General features: G+C 58.0%; 21 protein-coding genes. 13 read left to right on the top strand and 8 right to left on the bottom strand.

The features are described 5' to 3' along the window. Positions 1–11: 11 nt before the first annotated feature. The 7 genes from hpf to FEZ21_RS21870 all read right to left on the bottom strand — a co-directional run bounded on the left by hpf (position 12) and on the right by FEZ21_RS21870 (position 5,411). A complete protein-coding gene (gene hpf, locus FEZ21_RS21900) occupies positions 12–320 on the bottom strand; it encodes a ribosome hibernation-promoting factor, HPF/YfiA family (RefSeq protein ID WP_003439891.1) in 309 nt (102 codons plus the stop codon). A 76-nt stretch (positions 321–396) separates the two neighbouring features. After that, complete coding sequence (locus FEZ21_RS21895) at positions 397–1,890, bottom strand: RNA polymerase factor sigma-54 (protein WP_003439892.1); 1,494 nt, start codon at positions 1,888–1,890, stop codon at positions 397–399. 184 nt (positions 1,891–2,074) lie between these two features. After that, entirely contained in the window at positions 2,075–2,800 is a 726-nt protein-coding gene (gene lptB, locus FEZ21_RS21890) for an LPS export ABC transporter ATP-binding protein (protein WP_003439894.1), read from the bottom strand. Continuing rightward, complete coding sequence (gene lptA, locus FEZ21_RS21885) at positions 2,800–3,345, bottom strand: lipopolysaccharide transport periplasmic protein LptA (RefSeq protein ID WP_003439896.1); 546 nt, start codon at positions 3,343–3,345, stop codon at positions 2,800–2,802. Before lptA ends, lptB begins: the two co-directional genes overlap by 1 nt. Next, complete coding sequence (gene lptC / locus FEZ21_RS21880; protein WP_003439897.1) at positions 3,332–3,904, bottom strand: LPS export ABC transporter periplasmic protein LptC; 573 nt, start codon at positions 3,902–3,904, stop codon at positions 3,332–3,334. The genes lptA and lptC overlap by 14 nt, the downstream gene beginning before the upstream one ends. Positions 3,905–3,912: 8 nt before the next feature. Then, positions 3,913–4,437 carry an HAD family hydrolase gene (locus tag FEZ21_RS21875; RefSeq protein ID WP_003439907.1) on the bottom strand — a complete coding sequence of 175 codons (525 nt, stop codon included), beginning with the start codon at positions 4,435–4,437 and terminating at the stop codon, positions 3,913–3,915. Next, positions 4,437–5,411: a KpsF/GutQ family sugar-phosphate isomerase gene (locus tag FEZ21_RS21870; RefSeq protein WP_003439908.1), complete on the bottom strand. Its 975-nt coding sequence runs from the start codon at positions 5,409–5,411 to the stop codon at positions 4,437–4,439. Before FEZ21_RS21870 ends, FEZ21_RS21875 begins: the two co-directional genes overlap by 1 nt. 291 nt (positions 5,412–5,702) lie before the next feature. Here FEZ21_RS21870 and FEZ21_RS21865 point away from each other — a divergent pair, with 291 nt between their 5' ends. The 10 genes from FEZ21_RS21865 to hisC all read left to right on the top strand — a co-directional run bounded on the left by FEZ21_RS21865 (position 5,703) and on the right by hisC (position 13,765). Next, positions 5,703–6,512 (top strand): ATP-binding cassette domain-containing protein, encoded by an 810-nt coding sequence (locus FEZ21_RS21865; RefSeq protein ID WP_003439910.1) that lies wholly within the window; start codon positions 5,703–5,705, stop codon positions 6,510–6,512. Continuing rightward, the gene (gene mlaE / locus FEZ21_RS21860; protein WP_003439912.1) at positions 6,512–7,309 is read left to right on the top strand and encodes a lipid asymmetry maintenance ABC transporter permease subunit MlaE; all 798 of its coding nucleotides are present in this window, start codon (positions 6,512–6,514) and stop codon (positions 7,307–7,309) included. The genes FEZ21_RS21865 and mlaE overlap by 1 nt, the downstream gene beginning before the upstream one ends. Next, positions 7,309–7,776 (top strand): outer membrane lipid asymmetry maintenance protein MlaD, encoded by a 468-nt coding sequence (gene mlaD, locus FEZ21_RS21855; protein WP_003439913.1) that lies wholly within the window; start codon positions 7,309–7,311, stop codon positions 7,774–7,776. Before mlaE ends, mlaD begins: the two co-directional genes overlap by 1 nt. Before the next feature lie 11 nt (positions 7,777–7,787). Continuing rightward, positions 7,788–8,447 (top strand): phospholipid-binding protein MlaC, encoded by a 660-nt coding sequence (locus FEZ21_RS21850; protein ID WP_003439915.1) that lies wholly within the window; start codon positions 7,788–7,790, stop codon positions 8,445–8,447. Then, positions 8,444–8,749, top strand: coding sequence for a lipid asymmetry maintenance protein MlaB (locus FEZ21_RS21845; protein WP_003439917.1), 306 nt, complete (start codon positions 8,444–8,446; stop codon positions 8,747–8,749). The genes FEZ21_RS21850 and FEZ21_RS21845 overlap by 4 nt, the downstream gene beginning before the upstream one ends. A gap of 114 nt (positions 8,750–8,863) precedes the next feature. After that, positions 8,864–9,103 (top strand): BolA family protein, encoded by a 240-nt coding sequence (locus FEZ21_RS21840; RefSeq protein WP_003439919.1) that lies wholly within the window; start codon positions 8,864–8,866, stop codon positions 9,101–9,103. 31 nt (positions 9,104–9,134) lie between these two features. Continuing rightward, positions 9,135–10,400 (top strand): UDP-N-acetylglucosamine 1-carboxyvinyltransferase, encoded by a 1,266-nt coding sequence (gene murA, locus FEZ21_RS21835; protein ID WP_003439921.1) that lies wholly within the window; start codon positions 9,135–9,137, stop codon positions 10,398–10,400. Between the two features lie 182 nt (positions 10,401–10,582). Continuing rightward, positions 10,583–11,218, top strand: coding sequence for an ATP phosphoribosyltransferase (gene hisG, locus FEZ21_RS21830; RefSeq protein ID WP_003439923.1), 636 nt, complete (start codon positions 10,583–10,585; stop codon positions 11,216–11,218). Positions 11,219–11,381: 163 nt separating this feature from the next. Next, on the top strand, positions 11,382–12,710 hold the full coding sequence (gene hisD / locus FEZ21_RS21825; RefSeq protein ID WP_003439925.1) for a histidinol dehydrogenase: 1,329 nt from the start codon (positions 11,382–11,384) through the stop codon (positions 12,708–12,710). A 2-nt stretch (positions 12,711–12,712) separates the two neighbouring features. Beyond that, complete coding sequence (gene hisC, locus FEZ21_RS21820; protein WP_003439926.1) at positions 12,713–13,765, top strand: histidinol-phosphate transaminase; 1,053 nt, start codon at positions 12,713–12,715, stop codon at positions 13,763–13,765. Positions 13,766–13,822: 57 nt separating this feature from the next. Here the strand turns inward: hisC and algW are convergent, their stop codons facing one another. Continuing rightward, entirely contained in the window at positions 13,823–14,980 is a 1,158-nt protein-coding gene (gene algW, locus FEZ21_RS21815; RefSeq protein WP_003439928.1) for a Do family serine endopeptidase AlgW, read from the bottom strand. Between the two features lie 101 nt (positions 14,981–15,081). Here algW and FEZ21_RS21810 point away from each other — a divergent pair, with 101 nt between their 5' ends. The 3 genes from FEZ21_RS21810 (at position 15,082) to cysN (ending at position 18,898) form a co-directional block, all read left to right on the top strand. Beyond that, the gene (locus tag FEZ21_RS21810) at positions 15,082–15,840 is read left to right on the top strand and encodes a Nif3-like dinuclear metal center hexameric protein (RefSeq protein WP_127196056.1); all 759 of its coding nucleotides are present in this window, start codon (positions 15,082–15,084) and stop codon (positions 15,838–15,840) included. Positions 15,841–16,072: 232 nt separating this feature from the next. After that, positions 16,073–16,990, top strand: coding sequence for a sulfate adenylyltransferase subunit CysD (gene cysD / locus FEZ21_RS21805; protein WP_003439932.1), 918 nt, complete (start codon positions 16,073–16,075; stop codon positions 16,988–16,990). A gap of 9 nt (positions 16,991–16,999) precedes the next feature. Continuing rightward, positions 17,000–18,898 (top strand): sulfate adenylyltransferase subunit CysN, encoded by a 1,899-nt coding sequence (gene cysN / locus FEZ21_RS21800; RefSeq protein ID WP_003439933.1) that lies wholly within the window; start codon positions 17,000–17,002, stop codon positions 18,896–18,898. Positions 18,899–18,960 lie beyond the last annotated feature (62 nt).

The following is an 18,960-nucleotide window of genomic DNA, read 5'->3' as shown; positions in this document are numbered from 1 at the left end:
GTTATGGAGTATTAACGACCCGTGGCGCCCTGGAGCAGGCTTTGGGTCTTTTCCTTATGCTTTTTCAGTTGGCGATCAAGCTTGTCGTAGAGGCTGTCAATGGCCGCATACATGTCTGGATCGACGGCATTGGCGACAACTTCGCCACCGTGAATGTTGAGGGTGGCCTCGATTTTCTGTTTTAGTTTTTCAACAGAGAGAATCACCTGCACATTGGTGATCTTGTCGAAGTGACGTTCCAGCCGTGCGAATTTTTCGTTGATCGAGTCGCGGAGCGCTTGGGTGACTTCCAGATGTTGTCCACTGATGTTGACTTGCATGCAGTTTCTCCTTCTGTTGCCATTGCATAAAGTGGCAGGCCGACCAGCCTGCCACTGAAACGCTGTGGCCCGTGGCTTACATCAAACGCTTGCGTTCGCTCGAAGGCGCTATCCCTAAGGATTCGCGGTACTTGGCGACGGTGCGACGGGCCACCTGAATACCTTGTGCCTCCAGTAAACCAGCGATCTTGCTGTCACTCAACGGCTTTTTCTGATTTTCAGCCGCCACCAGTTTTTTGATGATGGCGCGTATCGCAGTGGACGAGCATTCACCCCCTTCGGAGGTGCTGACGTGACTGGAAAAAAAGTACTTCAATTCATAAATGCCCCGCGGGGTATGCATGAATTTCTGGGTGGTGACCCGGGAAATGGTTGATTCGTGCATGCCGACGGCTTCTGCAATGTCATGCAGTACCAAAGGTTTCATTGCCTCGTCGCCATACTCCAGAAAACCGCGCTGATGCTCCACGATCTGGGTCGCCACTTTCATCAGGGTTTCGTTGCGGCTCTGCAGGCTTTTGATGAACCAGCGCGCTTCTTGCAGCTGATTGCGCATGAAGGTGTTGTCGGCGCTGGTGTCGGCACGACGAACGAATCCTGCGTATTGCGGGTTGACCCGCAGGCGCGGTACCGACTCCTGGTTAAGCTCGACCAGCCAGCGTTCGTTGTCTTTACGAACGATCACGTCAGGCACGACGTATTCGGCTTCGCCGGATTCGATCTGCGACCCCGGACGTGGATTAAGGCTCTGTACCCGTTCGATGACCTGGCGCAGTTCGTCTTCTTTGAGCTTCATGCGGCGCATGAGCTGGCTGTAGTCGCGGGCGCCCAGCAGGTCGATGTAATCGGTTACCAGGCGCTTGGCTTCGTTCAACCAGGGCGTGTTGGCCGGCAGCTGGCGCAATTGCAGCAGCAGGCACTCGCTCAGGTTGCGCGCACCAATGCCGGCCGGTTCGAATTGCTGGATACGGTGCAGAACGGCTTCGATTTCATCGAGTTCAATGTCCAGCTCGGGATCAAACGCCTCAAGGATCTCTTCGAGAGTTTCGTCGAGATAGCCCTGGTTGTTGATGCAGTCGATGAGGGTGACGCCGATCAGTCGGTCGGTGTCGGACATCGGTGCCAGGTTCAGTTGCCACAACAGGTGACTTTGCAGGCTCTCACCGGCCGAGGTGCGGGTGGTGAAGTCCCATTCGTCATCATCGTTGCTGGGCAGGCTGCTGGCGCTGGTTTGATAAACGTCTTCCCAGGCTGTGTCGACGGGTAGCTCATTGGGAATGCGTTCGCTCCAGTCGCCTTCTTCTAGGTTGTCCACTGTAGGCGCGGACTCTTGATAGGAAGGTTCCTGGATGTCGCTGTTGGGTTTTTGCTCAATGTTGTCGGCTAAAGGATCTGAATTGTCGAAGTCGTCGCCGTCTTCCTGGCGCTCGAGCATCGGATTGGATTCCAGAGCCTCCTGGATCTCCTGTTGCAGGTCCAGGGTCGACAATTGGAGCAGGCGGATGGCCTGTTGCAGCTGCGGTGTCATCGTCAGCTGCTGGCCCATTCTCAGGACTAGCGATGGTTTCATGGCTGGGGCTTAAGACCTTATTCGCCGGCGCGCATGGCGCCATCCACTACCAAGGCGCGTGAGCGCCAAACATAAGCAAATTATATGCCTGAAACCGGTGCGTTTGCCTAGAGCACCAAGGTAATAAAAGTCGTGACGACTTTTTGCTGTCCTTGGCGCCCGGGAATTCGCGATGCATCTGGCCTTACAGGCGGAACTCGTGGCCCAGATACACTTCTCTGACCAATTCATTGGCCAGAATGGTTTCAGCATCACCTTCGGCTATCAACTGCCCGTCGTTGACGATATAGGCGGTTTCGCAGATGTCGAGGGTTTCACGGACGTTGTGATCGGTGATCAGTACGCCAATGCCCTTGGCCTTGAGGTGATGAATGATTTGCTTGATGTCGCCCACAGATATCGGGTCAACGCCGGCAAAGGGTTCGTCGAGCAGGATGAATTTCGGGGCGGTTGCCAGTGCCCGGGCGATTTCGACCCTGCGTCGCTCACCACCGGACAGGCTCATGCCGAGGCTGTCGCGGATGTGGCTGATGTGGAACTCCTGCAGCAGGCTTTCGAGTTCCTTGCGACGACCGGCCTTGTCGAGTTCTTTGCGCGTTTCGAGGATCGCCATGATGTTATCGGCGACCGAAAGCTTGCGAAAGATCGAGGCTTCCTGGGGCAGGTAACCGATGCCGGCGCGTGCGCGGCCGTGCATCGGCTGGTGGCTGACATCCAGGTCGTCGATCAGTACGCGTCCCTGGTCAGCCTGGACCAGGCCGACAATCATGTAGAAGCATGTGGTCTTGCCTGCACCGTTAGGGCCGAGCAAACCCACGATTTGCCCGCTGTCGATTGACAGGCTGACATCACGTACCACCTGGCGACTCTTGTAGCTTTTAGCCAAATGCTGGGCTTTGAGGGTTGCCATTACTGGGCCTTCTGCTGGTCGGTTTTCTTCTTCGGCTGGATCACCATGTCGATGCGCGGGCGTGGTGCGGTGACTGTGGAGCCATTGGCGCGTCCGGCGTTTGCGACCTGTTTCACCGTGTCATAGACGATCTTCTCGCCTTCGGTGGTGTTGCCGTCGTTGATGACCTTGGCCTTGTCGATCAGCACAATGCGGTTTTGCGGCGCATGGTACTGAATGGTTACGGCGTAGGCCTGAACCGGCTTGGAGTCGGTTGCTTTTTGCAGCTGCTCGAAATAGGCCAGGTTGCCAACTGAGGTCACGATATCAATTTCACCCGCAGCATTGCGGGTAATAGTGACGGTGTTGCCGGTGATTTTCATCGAGCCCTGGGTGATGATTACATCGCCCTTGTAGGTCGCGACGCCTTGTTTGTCATCCAGCTGGGCTTCATTGGCCTGGATGCGGATTGGCTGTTCGTTATCGTTCGGCAGAGCCCAGGCGCTCACGCTTCCCAGTGCTGCGCTCAGGCTGAGCAATAAAGGGAGGGATTTAACGAGACTCATACTGTCCTCTTACGTTGGACAGCAGGTCCATCCTGCCGTCTTTCAAATATGCTTTCATGCCCTTGCCAGTTGTTACGCCGCCAGCGCCGTCGATTCTAACGTCTCGCTCGGTCTGCGCATATTGCTTCTGGGGGAATACAGTCATGCGGGAACTGGTAATAACCGTAGTGCGATTTTTTTCATCTGTGCGGGCCACACGTACCGAGTCGATCAGCTCGACCTCGGTGCCGTCCGGATTAACTTCTCCGCGCTCGCTCTGTACGTGCCACGGGAAGGCCGTGCCGCGGTACATTTGCAGGTCGGGCTTGGTCATCAGGGTGACTTCCGATGACAGCACATGCTCGATTTTGTCGGATGTCATTTCATACTGCAGTTTGCCGTCCGGCAAGAACTGCAGGCTGCGCGCATTAAGCGCGTAATAGTCGATAGCGCTTTCATCGACGGCCGCTTTAGGGGTGTCGAGAAAACGTTCGGGGCTGATATTCCAGTAGCCAACTGATGCGAACAACGCAGCAATGACCGTGAATAACAGGATGTTACGGATCTTTTTGCTCAGCATGGAAAACTCTATAGGTAGGCTGCGTGGGCCGCGTCTAGACGGCCTTGAGCGCGCAAAATCAACTCGCAGAATTCGCGTGCGGCACCTTCTCCGCCTCGTGCCTGAGTGACGCCATGGGCGTGCTCGCGAACAAAGCTGGCAGCATTGGCAACTGCCATGCCCAGACCAACTCGGCGGATAACCGGTAAATCAGGCAGATCATCGCCCAAATAGGCGACCTGTTCATAGCTTAGGTTGAGTTGGCCAAGAAGCTCGTCCAATACCACCAACTTGTCTTCGCGCCCCTGATACAGGTGCGCGATACCCAGGTTTTGTGCGCGACGTTCAACCACCGGGGTTTTACGGCCGCTGATAATCGCGGTCTGAACCCCGGCGGCCATCAGCATCTTGATACCCAGACCGTCCAGCGTGTTGAAGGTCTTGAACTCGCTGCCGTCTTCAAGGAAGTACAGGCGGCCGTCGGTCAAAACCCCGTCAACGTCGAAAATGGCAAGTTTTATGTCTTTGCCGCGCTTGAGTAGTTCAAGGGTCATTACATCACTCCTGCGCGTAGCAAGTCGTGCATGTTCAAGGCACCAACCGGCCGGTCTTCCTTGTCGACTACAACCAGTGCGTTGATTTTGTGGTCTTCCATGATTTTCAAGGCTTCGGCGGCGAGCATGTCGGCCCGTGCGGTTTTGCCATGGGGGGTCATGACTGCATCAATGCTTGCGTTGCGGATATCGATTTCGCGATCCAGGGTTCTGCGCAAGTCACCGTCAGTGAAGATTCCGGCCAGGCGACCATCTTCTTCTATAACCACGGTCATGCCGAGACCTTTGTGCGTCATTTCCATCAATGCATCCTTGAGCAGCGTGCCGCGGACAACCTGCGGCAAGTCTGCGCCCGAGTGCATGACGTTTTCGACTTTCAGCAGCAGGCGGCGGCCCAGGGCTCCACCGGGATGCGAAAAGGCAAAGTCCTCAGCGGTAAAGCCACGGGCTTCGAGCAAGGCTATGGCCAGAGCATCACCCAGCACCAGCGCGGCAGTAGTCGAGGAGGTCGGTGCCAGGTTCAACGGGCAGGCCTCCTGAGCCACGCGGGCGTCCAGGCTGACATCGGCGGCTTTGGCCAGTGGCGACTCGGGGTTGCCGGTGATGCAGATCAACTGGATACCCAAACGCTTGATCAGGGGCAGCAGGGTGACGATCTCTGCAGTCGACCCCGAGTTGGACAGCGCGAGAATAATGTCATCTCGGGTAATCATGCCCATGTCGCCATGGCTGGCTTCGGCCGGATGGACGAAAAAAGCGGTGGTACCGGTGCTGGCCAGAGTCGCAGCAATTTTGTTGCCGATATGCCCGGACTTGCCCATGCCGACCACGACTACCCGGCCCTTGCTGGCCAAAATCATCTCGCAAGCGCGTACGAAGTCTGCGTCGATATGAGCCAGCAAACCTTCTACGGCTTGCAGTTCGAGGCGGATGGTACGCTGAGCAGATTGGATCAGGTCGCTGGATTGGCTCATGTTTGAAGTCAGATAGCCTGAGAAAAGGCAAAGATTATAGCGGTAATGCGCAATTCCCTCACGCTAGATCGTCGTGCTTTGTTGTCTGCGCTACAAACTACTGCCGGGATTACAGCTGAATCGAATTTATTTCGCTGTCTGGAACCTGATACGGCACTCCTTCGGCCTTGGGCGGTCACTATCAGCAGTGCTATAGTTCGCCGCCAGTTCGGCCCGCTCAGGGAACGCGCCTCCCGATAAAGGGGCAAAGTGTCCGGGTGAGAGGCAGAGGCTGCATCGCAAGGAGTTTAGATGAGCGCCGATAACGCCTACGCGGTCGAGCTGAAGGGAGTGTCCTTCAAGCGCGGTACGCGCAGCATCTTCAATAATGTCGATATTCTGATTCCGCGTGGCAAAGTCACGGGAATCATGGGGCCTTCCGGCTGCGGCAAGACCACCCTTTTACGTTTGATGGGAATGCAACTGCGTCCCAGCAGCGGTGAGGTGTGGGTCAACGGTCAGAACCTGCCGACGTTGTCGCGCAGTGATCTGTTCGATGCCCGTAAGCACATGGGGGTGTTGTTTCAAAGCGGGGCGTTGTTCACCGACCTGGACGTATTCGAGAATGTGGCCTTCCCGCTACGGGTTCACACCCAGTTGCCGGAAGAAATGATTCGCGACATCGTGCTGCTTAAATTGCAGGCGGTGGGACTGCGCGGAGCCATTGATCTGATGCCCGACGAGTTGTCTGGCGGCATGAAGCGCCGGGTTGCCCTGGCGCGTGCGATTGCCCTGGACCCGCAGATCCTGATGTATGACGAACCTTTTGTCGGGCAGGACCCCATCGCAATGGGGGTTCTGGTTCGCCTGATTCGTCTGCTCAATGATGCCTTGGGCATCACCAGCATCGTGGTTTCTCACGACCTGGCTGAAACAGCGAGTATCGCTGACTATCTGTATGTAGTCGGCGATGGTCAGGTACTGGGGCAGGGTACGCCCGAAGAGTTGATGAACGCCGATAACCCGCGTATTCGTCAGTTCATGAACGGCGACCCGGATGGTCCTGTTCCGTTTCACTTTCCGGCGTCGGACTACCGAACCGATCTTCTGGGGAAGCGCTGATGCGCAAGCATTCAATTATGGATCGTGTCGGACTATTCGGCCGGGCCGGTATCGATATCGTCTCGGTACTGGGCCGTTCGGGGATATTCCTCTTTCATTCTTTGCTGGGGCGTGGCGGCATTGGTGGCGGGTTCGGACTGTTGCTCAAGCAGCTGCACTCCGTGGGCGTCATGTCGCTGGTGATTATCGTGGTGTCCGGTGTGTTCATCGGCATGGTCCTGGCGCTGCAAGGCTTCAGTATCCTGTCCAGCTACGGCTCCGAGCAGGCGGTCGGGCAGATGGTTGCCCTGACGCTTCTGCGTGAACTCGGGCCGGTGGTCACTGCGCTGTTGTTTGCCGGGCGTGCGGGCTCTGCCCTGACCGCCGAGATTGGCAACATGAAATCCAGCGAACAACTGTCCAGCCTGGAAATGATCGGGGTCGACCCGCTTAAATACATCATTGCCCCGCGCTTGTGGGCCGGGTTCATTTCCCTGCCGATACTGGCGATGATCTTCAGCGTGGTCGGGATCTGGGGTGGTTCGTGGGTCGCGGTTGACTGGCTGGGCGTCTACGACGGCTCATACTGGGCCAATATGCAAAACAGCGTAACCTTCAGTGGTGACGTACTTAACGGGATCATCAAAAGCATCGTTTTTGCCTTTGTGGTGACCTGGATTGCCGTGTTCCAAGGTTATGACTGTGAGCCCACTTCAGAGGGGATCAGCCGTGCCACTACCAAGACCGTGGTGTATGCCTCGTTGGCAGTCCTCGGGCTGGACTTTATTTTGACTGCCTTGATGTTTGGAGATTTCTGATGCAAAACCGCACCATGGAAATCGGTGTCGGCCTGTTTTTGCTGGCTGGCATCCTGGCTTTGTTGTTGCTTGCCCTGCGAGTCAGTGGACTGTCCCCGACCGCCAGCACCGACACCTACAAGCTCTACGCCTACTTCGACAATATTGCCGGTCTTACCGTGCGCGCCAAAGTCACCATGGCGGGCGTGACCATCGGCAAGGTCACGGCAATTGATCTGGACCGGGACAACTTCACTGCCCGGGTCACCCTGCAGCTCGAAAAGAGCGTGGATAACCTGCCGACCGATTCGACAGCGTCTATCCTCACTGCTGGCTTGCTGGGGGAGAAATACATCGGTATCAGCGTCGGCGGCGAAGACGCTGTGCTCAAAGATGGTGGCACCATCCATGACACGCAATCATCGTTGGTCCTTGAAGATCTGATCGGGAAATTCCTGCTCAACACCGTTAGCAAAGAAGCCAAATAAGGAGCTTTTAGATGATTTCTCTCTTGCGCCGTGGCCTGCTGGTAATTCTGGCAGCAGCCCTTCCTTTGGTGGCAAATGCTGCTCCGGGGCAGTCTGCCCACGACATCGTTTCAGATACCACCAACCGCTTGCTGGCAGACCTGTCCGCCAATAAAGAGCTGTACAAGACCAACCCGAGCAAGTTCTACGATGCCCTGAACGGCATTGTCGGTCCTGTGGTGGACGTCGACGGTATTTCCAAAAGCATCATGACCGTGAAGTACTCGCGTAATGCCACCCCGGCGCAAATGCAGCGCTTCCAGGAAAACTTCAAGCGCAGCCTGATGCAGTTCTATGGCAATGCCTTGCTCGAGTTCAAGAACGAAGGCATTACCGTGTCGCCGGCCAAGGATGAAAGTGGCGATCGCACCAGCGTCGACATGACGGTGAAGGGCGACAAGGGCGCGATTTACCCGCTGTCCTACACCCTTAACAAGGTCAACGGCGAGTGGAAAGTTCGTAACGTGATCATCAACGGTATCAATATTGGCAAGCTGTTCCGTGACCAGTTCGCCGACGCCATGCAGCGCAATGGCAACAATCTGGACAAGACCATCGATAACTGGGCGGGCGAAGTTGCCAAGGCCAAGCAAGTTACCGATCAAGCGGCTCCCAAGGCTGCCGGCCAATGAGTGAGGCGGCAGTGACCCTGGCCGGCGAAAGCGAGTTGCGCCTCAGCGGCGTACTCGACTATCAGACCGGCCCTCGCTTGCGCAAGGAAGGTCAGGCCCTGATCAAAAAGGCTCTGGCCAAGACCCTGGTGGTGGATTGCTCGGCGGTCACCAAATCCAGCAGCGTCGGTTTGTCGCTGCTGCTCTGTTACATCCGTGATGCACAAGCCCTGAACAAGCCATTGAGCATCAAGGCAATGCCCGAAGACATGCGCGAAATCGCCCAGGTCTCGGGCTTGACCGAGTTGCTGGCACATCATTAATAGCCATTTATAGAAAAGCCCCCCGTCAGAGTCCTGTTAAGTGGGGTTCGCAGGCGCGGGGCTTTTTTGTATGATGGCCGACCCGCGCGCATCAGGCGCCGATTGAGGTTGAGCATGCAGGCCGTAGAAGTGAAGAGCTTTCTTGAAGGAAAGCTGCCTGGAACCCAGGTAGAAGTTGAGGGCGAAGGCTGCAACTTTCAGCTGAACGTGATTAGTGACGAACTGGTGGCCTTGAGCCCGGTTAAGCGTCAACAAAGCATCTATGCCCATTTGAACCCTTGGATTGCTGATGGCAGTATCCACGCGGTCACTATGAAATTCTTCAGCAGCGCGGCCTGGGCCGAGCGCACCTGAGCCCCCTGAGCCCATTGGCGTCGAGATTGTTATGGATAAATTGATTATTACCGGTGGTGCTCGTCTTGATGGCGAAATCCGCATTTCCGGGGCGAAAAACTCCGCTCTGCCAATTCTTGCTGCAACCCTGCTGTGCGATGGCCCGGTTACCGTTGCCAACTTGCCGCACTTGCACGACATCACCACCATGATCGAGTTGTTCGGTCGCATGGGCATCGAGCCTGTGATCGATGAAAAACTCAGCGTCGAAATCAACCCGAATACCATCAAAACCCTGGTGGCTCCGTACGAACTGGTTAAAACCATGCGTGCGTCGATCCTGGTACTGGGCCCGATGGTTGCCCGTTTTGGTTACGCTGAAGTTGCGTTGCCAGGCGGTTGCGCAATCGGTTCGCGTCCGGTCGACCTGCACATCCGTGGCCTTGAAGCCATGGGCGCAGAAATCGATGTTGAAGGCGGTTACATCAAAGCCAAGGCGCCAGAAGGCGGCTTGCGCGGTGCCAACTTCTTCTTCGATACCGTCAGCGTAACCGGTACCGAGAACATCATGATGGCCGCCGCACTGGCCAAGGGCCGCAGCGTTCTGCAGAACTCTGCCCGCGAGCCTGAAGTCGTCGACCTGGCCAACTTCCTGAACGCCATGGGCGCCAAGGTCAGCGGTGCAGGTACCGACACCATCACCATTGATGGCGTTGAGAAGCTGCACCCGACCACTTACAAAGTAATGCCGGACCGTATCGAAACCGGTACTTACCTGGTGGCTGCTGCAGTGACCGGTGGCCGGGTCAAGGTCAAGGACACTGATCCGACCATCCTCGAAGCAGTTCTTGAAAAACTCAAGGAAGCTGGCGCCGAGATCACCACCGGTGAAGACTGGATCGAGCTGAACATGCACGGCAAGCGCCCGAAAGCGGTGAACGTGCGTACTGCACCGTACCCGGCGTTCCCGACCGACATGCAGGCGCAGTTCATTTCGCTTAACGCCATTGCCGAAGGCACGGGTGCAGTGATCGAGACCATCTTCGAAAACCGCTTCATGCACGTATACGAACTGCATCGCATGGGCGCCAAGATCCAGGTCGAAGGCAACACGGCCATTGTCACCGGTACCGAAACCCTCAAAGGCGCGCCAGTCATGGCGACCGACCTGCGGGCATCGGCCAGCCTGGTGATCTCGGCGCTGGTCGCCGAAGGTGACACTCTGATCGATCGCATCTACCACATAGACCGCGGCTACGAGTGCATCGAAGAAAAATTGCAAATGCTGGGTGCCAAAATCCGCCGCGTTCCGGGCTAGTTTCTGGTATTTGGCATCATGGGCACAGGGATGGTGTCCAGCCGCCAGGTGACGTAACGGCTTGCAAGCGTTACCTTACCCGGCCTCGAATCGTTCAAGTCGAGCCTGATTATCAGGCTCGATGCATGTCCGGCACCGCTTGTGTCCGGACATAAGTACCCTGATAAGGACTTACGTTTCCCATGTTGACCATTGCACTGTCCAAGGGCCGTATCCTTGACGACACCCTGCCGCTTCTGGCTGAAGCAGGTATTGTGCCGACCGAGAATCCGGACAAAAGCCGCAAGCTGATCATCCCGACCTCCCAGCCCGACGTCCGCCTGCTGATCGTCCGCGCCACTGACGTGCCGACCTATGTAGAGCATGGCGCGGCCGACCTCGGTGTGGCCGGTAAAGACGTGTTGATGGAGTACGGTGGCCAGGGCCTCTACGAGCCGCTGGACCTGCAGATTGCCCAGTGCAAACTGATGACTGCCGGTGCCATCGGGGCTGCCGAGCCCAAAGGCCGGCTGCGCGTAGCAACCAAGTTCGTCAATGTCGCCAAGCGTTACTACGCCGAACAAGGCCGTCAGGTCGACATCATCAAGCTCTATGGCTCGATGGAGCTGGCCCCGCTGATTGGCCTGGCCGACAAGATCATCGACGTGGTCGATACCGGTAACACCTTGCGTGCCAATGGCCTGGAACCCCAGGAATTCATTGCCGCCATCAGCTCCCGTCTGGTGGTCAACAAGGCTTCGATGAAGATGCAGCACGCCCGTATTCAAGCCCTGATCGACACCCTGCGCAAAGCAGTGGAGTCGCGACACCGCGGCTGACTCACCTGCGCGGCCCGGGGTCTGTACCCTGAAGTCGCGCCCATCCATCCGTGTAAAAGCCAGAAATCTCAGGTACCCGCGCGGATGGCTTGGTAGTCTTGCGGTGCCTGTGCTGTGCAAAACCATAAACTCTAAGCATTCGCCAATTTCCGAGGCCCTCGCTATGACCGCTCCCACTGCAATTCGCCGACTCAACGCTGCTGACCCGGACTTCGCGCAGCATCTGGATCATCTGCTGAGCTGGGAAAGTGTGTCTGACGACTCGGTCAACCAGCGTGTGCTCGACATCATCAAAGCCGTACGCGAACGCGGCGACGCCGCACTGGTTGAGTTCACCCAGCGTTTTGACGGGCTGAGCGTCAAGTCGATGGCGGACTTGATCCTGCCCCGCGAACGCCTTGAGCTGGCACTGACCCGCATCACGGCCCCTCAGCGTGAAGCGCTGGAAAAAGCCGCGCAACGGGTTCGCAGCTACCACGAAAAACAGAAGCAGGAATCCTGGAGCTACACCGAAGCCGACGGCACGGTGCTGGGCCAGAAAGTCACGCCACTGGATCGTGCCGGCCTGTACGTACCGGGCGGCAAGGCGTCGTACCCGTCGTCGGTATTGATGAACGCGATTCCGGCCAAGGTGGCAGGCGTCACCGAAGTGGTGATGGTCGTGCCGACGCCCCGTGGCGAACTCAATGAACTGGTACTGGCAGCTGCCTGTATCGCCGGTGTCGACCGGGTGTTCACCATCGGCGGCGCCCAGGCGGTTGCGGCATTGGCCTACGGCACCGAAAGCGTGCCAAAAGTCGACAAGGTGGTCGGCCCCGGCAACATCTACGTTGCCACTGCCAAGCGCCACGTGTTCGGTCAGGTCGGCATCGACATGATCGCCGGCCCTTCGGAGATCCTGGTGGTGTGCGATGGCCAGACGGATCCGGACTGGATCGCCATGGACCTGTTCTCCCAGGCCGAGCATGACGAAGACGCGCAAGCGATTCTGGTCAGCCCCGACGCCGAGTTCCTCGACAAGGTGGCGGCCAGCATCGCCAAACTGCTGCCAACCATGGAGCGGGCCGAGATCATCAACACTTCGATCAATGGTCGTGGTGCGCTGATTCTGGTCAATGACATGCAGCAAGCCATAGACGTAGCCAACCGCATCGCCCCGGAGCACCTTGAGTTGTCGGTTGCCGACCCGCAAGCCTGGCTGCCGCAGATCCGCCACGCCGGTGCGATCTTTATGGGCCGTCACACCTCCGAGGCGCTGGGCGACTATTGCGCCGGTCCCAACCACGTATTGCCTACGTCCGGTACCGCGCGTTTCTCTTCGCCCCTGGGTGTGTATGACTTCCAGAAGCGCTCCTCGATCATCTTCTGCTCCGAGCAGGGCGCTTCCGATCTGGGCAAGACGGCCTCGATTCTCGCCCGTGGAGAATCACTGACCGGCCACGCCCGTAGTGCCGAATACCGGATCATTGCTGACAGCGAACAGGGGCAATAAGCATGAGTAAATTCTGGAGTCCGTTCGTTAAAGAACTGGTGCCTTACGTGCCGGGCGAACAACCTAAGCTGGCCAGACTGGTCAAGCTCAACACCAACGAAAACCCCTATGGCCCTTCGCCAAAAGCGCTGACAGCGATGCAGGCGCAGATAAACGACAACCTGCGCCTGTACCCGGACCCGAACAGTGACCTGCTCAAACAGGCGGTTGCCGAGTATTACGGCGTGCAGACCGGCCAGGTGTTTGTGGGTAACGGCTCTGACGAAGTGCTGGCCCATGTTTTCAACGGTTTGTTTCAGCACGACAAGCCGCTGCTGTTTCCGGACATCAGCTACAGCTTCTATCCGGTTTACTGCGGCCTGTATGGCATAGAGTTCGACGCGGTGCCGCTGGACCAACAGTTCCAGATCCAGCCTGCGGATTACGCCAGGCCCAATGGCGGCATCATCTTCCCCAACCCCAATGCTCCGACCGGCTGCCTGCTGGCACTGGATGCCATTGAGCAAATACTCAAGGCCAGCCCGGATTCCGTGGTGGTCGTGGATGAGGCCTATATCGACTTTGGCGGCGAGACGGCCATCAGCCTGGTCGACCGCTACCCGAACCTGCTGGTGACGCAAACCCTGTCCAAGTCCCGCTCGCTGGCCGGTTTGCGTGTAGGGCTGGCGGTGGGGCATCCCGACCTGATCGAGGCGCTGGAGCGGATCAAAAACAGCTTCAACTCCTACCCGCTGGATCGCATGGCGATTGCCGGTGCGGCGGCGGCGTTCGAAGACCGTGAGTATTTCGAGCACACCTGCAAAGTCGTGATCGACAGTCGCGAGCAAGTGGTCGGGCAGCTACAGGCGCTGGGGTTCGAGGTGCTGCCATCGGCGGCGAACTTCATCTTCGCCCGTCACCCGGAGCATGATGCGGCCGCGCTGGCGGCAAAATTGCGGGAGCAGGGGGTGATAGTGCGTCACTTCAAGCAACTGCGCATCGCCCAGTTCTTGCGCATCACTATCGGCACGCCGGAGCAGAATGCGGCGTTGATTGAAGGCTTGTCCGACCTGTAAACCTGCTCTCCTGCTCGCGAGCTTTTAAAAGATCGCGGGCAGGCTCGCTCCTGCAGGTTATTCCTCTTGCTGCGGCGGCTGCTCTTGCGGTGGACGCAGGCCAACCTCGGCGGTGAGCTTGATCTCTTTGCCATTGCGCATGACGACTATCGACACCTTGTCCGAAGGCTTGATGCGCGCCACTTGATTCATTGAGCGGCGGCCGTCGCTGGCCGGTGCACCGTCAATGCTCAAGATCACATCGCCCAGTTGCAGGCCGGCTTTCTGCGCCGGGCCGTCACGGAAAATCCCCGCCACCACAATCCCCGTGCGTCCGGCCAGGCCAAAGGACTCGGCCAGCTCAGCAGTCAACGGCTGCACCTCAATCCCCAGCCAGCCCCGAATCACTTGCCCGTGTTCGATGATCGACTTCATGACTTCCATCGCCAGGTTGATCGGGATCGCAAAGCCTATGCCTTGTGAACCGCCGGACTTGGAGAAGATTGCAGTGTTGATGCCGGTCAGGTTGCCATTGGCATCCACCAGTGCGCCACCGGAGTTGCCGGGGTTGATCGCGGCGTCCGTCTGAATGAAGTCTTCATAGTTGTTCAGCCCCAACTGATTGCGGCCGGTGGCACTGATGATGCCCATGGTAGTGGTCTGGCCGACCCCGAACGGGTTACCGATCGCCAGGGCGATGTCACCAATGCGCAGGGTGTCCGAGCGGCCGATGGTGATCGCCGGCAGGTTTTTCAAATCGATCTTGAGAACCGCCAGGTCTGTTTCCGGATCGCTGCCAATCACCCGGGCCAATGTTTCGCGGCCGTCCTTGAGTGCCACCACAATCTGGTCGGCGCCCGTTACCACGTGGTTGTTGGTCAGCAAATAGCCCTCGGGGCTCATGATGACCGCCGAACCCAGGCTGGACTCCATGCGTTTTTGCTTGGGCGCGTTATTGCCGAAGAAGTGCCGGAACTGCGGATCTTCGAACAGGGGCTTGGCGTTTTTGTTCACCACCTTGGTGGTGTACAGGTTGGCCACAGCGGGCGCCGCGCGGGTCACGGCGTCGGCATAGGTGACCGGGCCCTGCTGCACGTAAGTGGTTTGCGGGGCCTGCTGCAGATTGACGTCCTGGCTCGGCAACCCGACCCACTGCGGGTAGCGCTGAATAATCAGCATGGCGACAAGCACGCCCGCCAGTAGTGGCCAGCCGGAATAACGCAAAGCCTTAAACATTGAACTCAGTCCTGAAGGTTGCAGAGCCATCTTGACGGCCCATAATGGCGGCCATTATACGAGGGCCGAACGCCTCTGAACGCTATATTTAGGAGTCTTTTATGGCTGTTGCCCTGAGCACACTGGTAGAAGAAGCAAATCGTTACCTGAACTGCGCTGCAATCAGCGATTACTGCCCCAACGGGCTGCAGGTCGAGGGCCGGCCACAGGTGCTGCGAATCGTCAGCGGCGTGACCGCCAGCCAGGCGTTGCTGGATGCGGCAGTCGAGGCCCAGGCCGATCTGGTGCTGGTGCACCACGGTTACTTCTGGAAGGGCGAAGACCCCTGCATCACCGGGATGAAGCAGCGCCGCCTCAAAACCTTGCTCAAACACGATATCAGCCTGCTGGCGTATCACCTGCCCCTCGACCTGCACCCCGAAGTTGGCAATAACGTGCAACTGGCGCGGCAGCTGGACATCACTGTTGAAGGGCCGCTGGACCCGAACAACGCCAAAGTGGTGGGGCTGGTGGGTTCTTTGGCCGAGCCGGTGACGGCCCGTGATTTTGCCCGCCGCGTGCAAGAAGCCCTGGGCCGTGAGCCGTTGCTGATTGAAGGCAGTGCAATGATTCGCCGCGTAGGCTGGTGTACCGGTGGCGGTCAGGGTTACATCGATCAGGCGGTACTGGCCGGGGTTGATCTGTACCTGAGCGGCGAAGCGTCGGAGCAAACTTTCCACAGTGCCCGGGAAAACGACATCAGTTTCATTGCTGCCGGCCATCACGCCACCGAGCGTTATGGTGTGCAAGCCCTGGGTGACTACCTGGCCCGCCGCTTTGCCCTTGAACATTTGTTCATCGACTGTCCGAACCCGATTTAACCCTTATGCCCTCTGGGGAGCAGCCGGTCGGCACTCGATTGGCCGCGAGCTTTCAAGATCAAAACATCGCGAGGCAAGCTCGCTCCAGCAGAGGTAAAGAGGCAAACTCGTCGATCTATTCTTAGACCGTTTCGATCTAGTTGGCGCCCTCAATAGAAGAGAGCGCTGTGCTAGGATTCTCCCCTCGAACACGGCCCGCAGGCCGTTCATAAGATAGCTTTCGTGAGTAGCCATGGTCGACAAACTGACGCACCTGAAACAGTTGGAGGCGGAAAGCATCCACATCATCCGCGAGGTGGCAGCCGAGTTCGATAACCCGGTAATGCTGTACTCGATCGGTAAAGATTCTGCCGTGATGTTGCACCTTGCACGCAAGGCGTTTTTCCCTGGCAAGCTGCCGTTTCCGGTGATGCATGTCGACACCCAGTGGAAATTCCAGGAGATGTACCGCTTTCGCGACAAGATGGTTGCCGAGCTGGGCCTGGACCTGATCACTCACGTCAACCCGGACGGCGTGGCGCAAGGGATCAACCCCTTCACCCACGGCAGCGCCAAGCACACCGATATCATGAAGACCGAGGGTCTCAAGCAGGCGCTGGACAAATACGGTTTTGATGCCGCCTTTGGTGGCGCGCGCCGCGACGAAGAAAAGTCCCGTGCCAAAGAGCGCGTGTACTCTTTCCGCGACAGCAAGCACCGCTGGGATCCGAAAAACCAGCGCCCCGAGTTGTGGAACGTTTACAACGGCAACGTCAACAAGGGCGAATCGATTCGCGTGTTCCCGTTGTCGAACTGGACCGAACTCGATATCTGGCAGTACATCTATCTCGAAGGCATTCCTATTGTGCCCCTGTACTTCGCGGCCGAACGCGATGTGATCGAGAAGAACGGCACCCTGATCATGATCGACGACGAGCGCATCCTTGAGCACCTGTCTGACGAAGACAAGGCTCGCATCGTCAAGAAAAAGGTCCGTTTCCGTACGCTTGGCTGCTACCCGCTGACCGGCGCGGTGGAGTCCGAGGCTGAAACCCTGACCGACATCATCCAGGAAATGCTCCTGACCCGAACTTCCGAGCGCCAGGGCCGAGTCATCGATCACGATGGTGCCGGCTCGATGGAAGATAAAAAACGTCAGGGTTATTTCTAAGGGGTTGTCATGTCGCATGTATCTGATTTGATCAGCGAGGACATCCTCGCCTACCTGGGCCAGCACGAGCGCAAAGAGATGTTGCGCTTTCTGACCTGCGGCAACGTCGACGACGGCAAGAGCACCCTCATCGGGCGCCTGCTGCACGACTCCAAGATGATCTACGAAGATCACCTGGAAGCCATCACCCGTGACTCGAAAAAGAGCGGCACCACCGGTGACGACATCGACCTGGCGCTGCTGGTGGACGGTCTGCAAGCCGAGCGCGAGCAGGGCATCACCATTGACGTGGCGTACCGTTATTTCTCGACCGCCAAGCGTAAATTCATCATTGCCGACACCCCGGGCCATGAGCAGTACACCCGCAACATGGCCACCGGTGCTTCGACCTGTGACCTGGCGATCATTCTGGTGGATGCCCGTTACGGCGTGCAGACCCAGACCCGTCGCCACAGCTTCATCGCTTCGTTGCTGGGCATCAAACACATCGTGGTGGCCATCAACAAGATGGACCTCAAGGACTTCGATCAGGGTGTTTTCGAGTCGATCAAGGCCGATTACCTGAAGTTCGCCGAAGGCTTGCAGATGAAGCCCACCAGCATGCACTTTGTGCCGATGTCTGCCCTCAAGGGCGACAACGTGGTGAACAAAAGCGAGCGCTCGCCGTGGTACACCGGCCAGTCGCTGATGGAAATTCTTGAGACCGTTGAAGTGGCGGCCGATCGCAACCTCACCGACCTGCGCTTCCCGGTGCAGTACGTGAACCGTCCCAACCTGAACTTCCGTGGCTTTGCCGGTACGCTGGCCAGCGGCATCGTGCGCAAGGGCGACGAAATTGTGGTGCTGCCGTCGGGCAAGAGCAGCCGGGTCAAATCCATCGTCACCTTTGAAGGTGAACTGGAACACGCCGGTCCGGGTCAGGCGGTGACGCTGACCATGGAAGACGAGATCGACATCTCCCGTGGCGACCTGTTGGTGCATGCCGACAACCAGCCGCTGGTGACCGACAACTTTGAGGCCATGCTGGTGTGGATGGCTGAAGAGCCGATGTTGCCGGGCAAGAAATACGACATCAAGCGTGCCACCAGCTATGTGCCGGGTTCGATCGCCAGCATCGTCAACAAGGTCGATGTAAACACCCTGGAAGAAGGCCCGGCCAGTGCCTTGCAGCTGAACGAGATCGGTAAGGTCAGGATCAGCCTCGATGCACCGATTGCGCTGGATGGCTATGCCAGCAACCGCACCACGGGCTCATTCATTATTATCGATCGCCTGACCAACGGCACCGTCGGCGCGGGCATGATTGTCGCCCAGCCGCAGAGCCATGGCAGCGCGACCCATCATGGTGAACTGGCCCATGTGACCACCGAGGAGCGGGCCCAGCGTTTTGGCCAGCAACCGGCCACCGTGCTGTTCAGCGGTCTCTCCGGGGCGGGCAAAAGCACCCTGGCCTACGCCGTTGAGCGCAAGCTGTTCGATATGGGGCGTGCAGTGTTCGTACTGGATGGCCAGAACCTGCGCCACGACCTGAACAAGGGCTTGCCCCAGGATCGTGCCGGGCGTACCGAGAACTGGCGTCGTGCTGCCCATGTGGCGCGTCAGTTCAATGAAGCCGGTTTGTTGACCCTGGCCGCGTTCGTGGCTCCGGATGCCCTGGGCCGTGAAGAGTCCAAGGCACTGATCGGTGATGATCGCCTGCTGACCGTCTATGTGCAGGCATCTCCGGCCGTATGTGCCGAGCGTGACCCGCAAGGGCTGTATGCAGCCGGTGGCGATAACATCCCGGGAGAATCTTTCCCGTATGACGTGCCGTTGAATGCCGATCTGGTGGTCAATACGCAATCGCTGTCGCTGGATGAAAGTGTGAAGCTGGTACTGGAACTGTTGCGCAAACACGGCGCTATCTAAGCCGTACGAAAAAGCCCGCCACCGAGTACTCGGTGGCGGGCTTTTTTATGCGCGTGTATTTC

This window comes from Pseudomonas sp. 9.1(2019) (genome assembly GCF_009910445.1).
GTDB lineage: Bacteria > Pseudomonadota > Gammaproteobacteria > Pseudomonadales > Pseudomonadaceae > Aquipseudomonas > Aquipseudomonas paraversuta.
This window is presented reverse-complemented; position numbering and strand designations above follow the sequence as displayed.

Excerpts from the sequence above, each read along its gene's own strand:
- FEZ21_RS21870 (WP_003439908.1), bottom strand. The coding sequence starts at position 5,411 with ATGAGCCAATCCAGCGACCTGATCCAATCTGCTCAGCGTACCATCCGC.
- mlaD (WP_003439913.1), top strand. The coding sequence starts at position 7,309 with ATGCAAAACCGCACCATGGAAATCGGTGTCGGCCTGTTTTTGCTGGCT.
- algW (WP_003439928.1), bottom strand. The coding sequence starts at position 14,980 with ATGTTTAAGGCTTTGCGTTATTCCGGCTGGCCACTACTGGCGGGCGTG.
- murA (WP_003439921.1), top strand. The coding sequence starts at position 9,135 with ATGGATAAATTGATTATTACCGGTGGTGCTCGTCTTGATGGCGAAATC.
- cysN (WP_003439933.1), top strand. The coding sequence starts at position 17,000 with ATGTCGCATGTATCTGATTTGATCAGCGAGGACATCCTCGCCTACCTG.
- cysD (WP_003439932.1), top strand. The coding sequence starts at position 16,073 with ATGGTCGACAAACTGACGCACCTGAAACAGTTGGAGGCGGAAAGCATC.
- lptA (WP_003439896.1), bottom strand. The coding sequence starts at position 3,345 with ATGAGTCTCGTTAAATCCCTCCCTTTATTGCTCAGCCTGAGCGCAGCA.
- FEZ21_RS21875 (WP_003439907.1), bottom strand. The coding sequence starts at position 4,437 with ATGACCCTTGAACTACTCAAGCGCGGCAAAGACATAAAACTTGCCATT.
- hpf (WP_003439891.1), bottom strand. The coding sequence starts at position 320 with ATGCAAGTCAACATCAGTGGACAACATCTGGAAGTCACCCAAGCGCTC.
- mlaE (WP_003439912.1), top strand. The coding sequence starts at position 6,512 with ATGCGCAAGCATTCAATTATGGATCGTGTCGGACTATTCGGCCGGGCC.
- lptB (WP_003439894.1), bottom strand. The coding sequence starts at position 2,800 with ATGGCAACCCTCAAAGCCCAGCATTTGGCTAAAAGCTACAAGAGTCGC.
- hisG (WP_003439923.1), top strand. The coding sequence starts at position 10,583 with ATGTTGACCATTGCACTGTCCAAGGGCCGTATCCTTGACGACACCCTG.
- FEZ21_RS21865 (WP_003439910.1), top strand. The coding sequence starts at position 5,703 with ATGAGCGCCGATAACGCCTACGCGGTCGAGCTGAAGGGAGTGTCCTTC.
- FEZ21_RS21810 (WP_127196056.1), top strand. The coding sequence starts at position 15,082 with ATGGCTGTTGCCCTGAGCACACTGGTAGAAGAAGCAAATCGTTACCTG.
- FEZ21_RS21850 (WP_003439915.1), top strand. The coding sequence starts at position 7,788 with ATGATTTCTCTCTTGCGCCGTGGCCTGCTGGTAATTCTGGCAGCAGCC.
- hisC (WP_003439926.1), top strand. The coding sequence starts at position 12,713 with ATGAGTAAATTCTGGAGTCCGTTCGTTAAAGAACTGGTGCCTTACGTG.
- FEZ21_RS21845 (WP_003439917.1), top strand. The coding sequence starts at position 8,444 with ATGAGTGAGGCGGCAGTGACCCTGGCCGGCGAAAGCGAGTTGCGCCTC.
- lptC (WP_003439897.1), bottom strand. The coding sequence starts at position 3,904 with ATGCTGAGCAAAAAGATCCGTAACATCCTGTTATTCACGGTCATTGCT.
- FEZ21_RS21840 (WP_003439919.1), top strand. The coding sequence starts at position 8,864 with ATGCAGGCCGTAGAAGTGAAGAGCTTTCTTGAAGGAAAGCTGCCTGGA.
- FEZ21_RS21895 (WP_003439892.1), bottom strand. The coding sequence starts at position 1,890 with ATGAAACCATCGCTAGTCCTGAGAATGGGCCAGCAGCTGACGATGACA.
- hisD (WP_003439925.1), top strand. The coding sequence starts at position 11,382 with ATGACCGCTCCCACTGCAATTCGCCGACTCAACGCTGCTGACCCGGAC.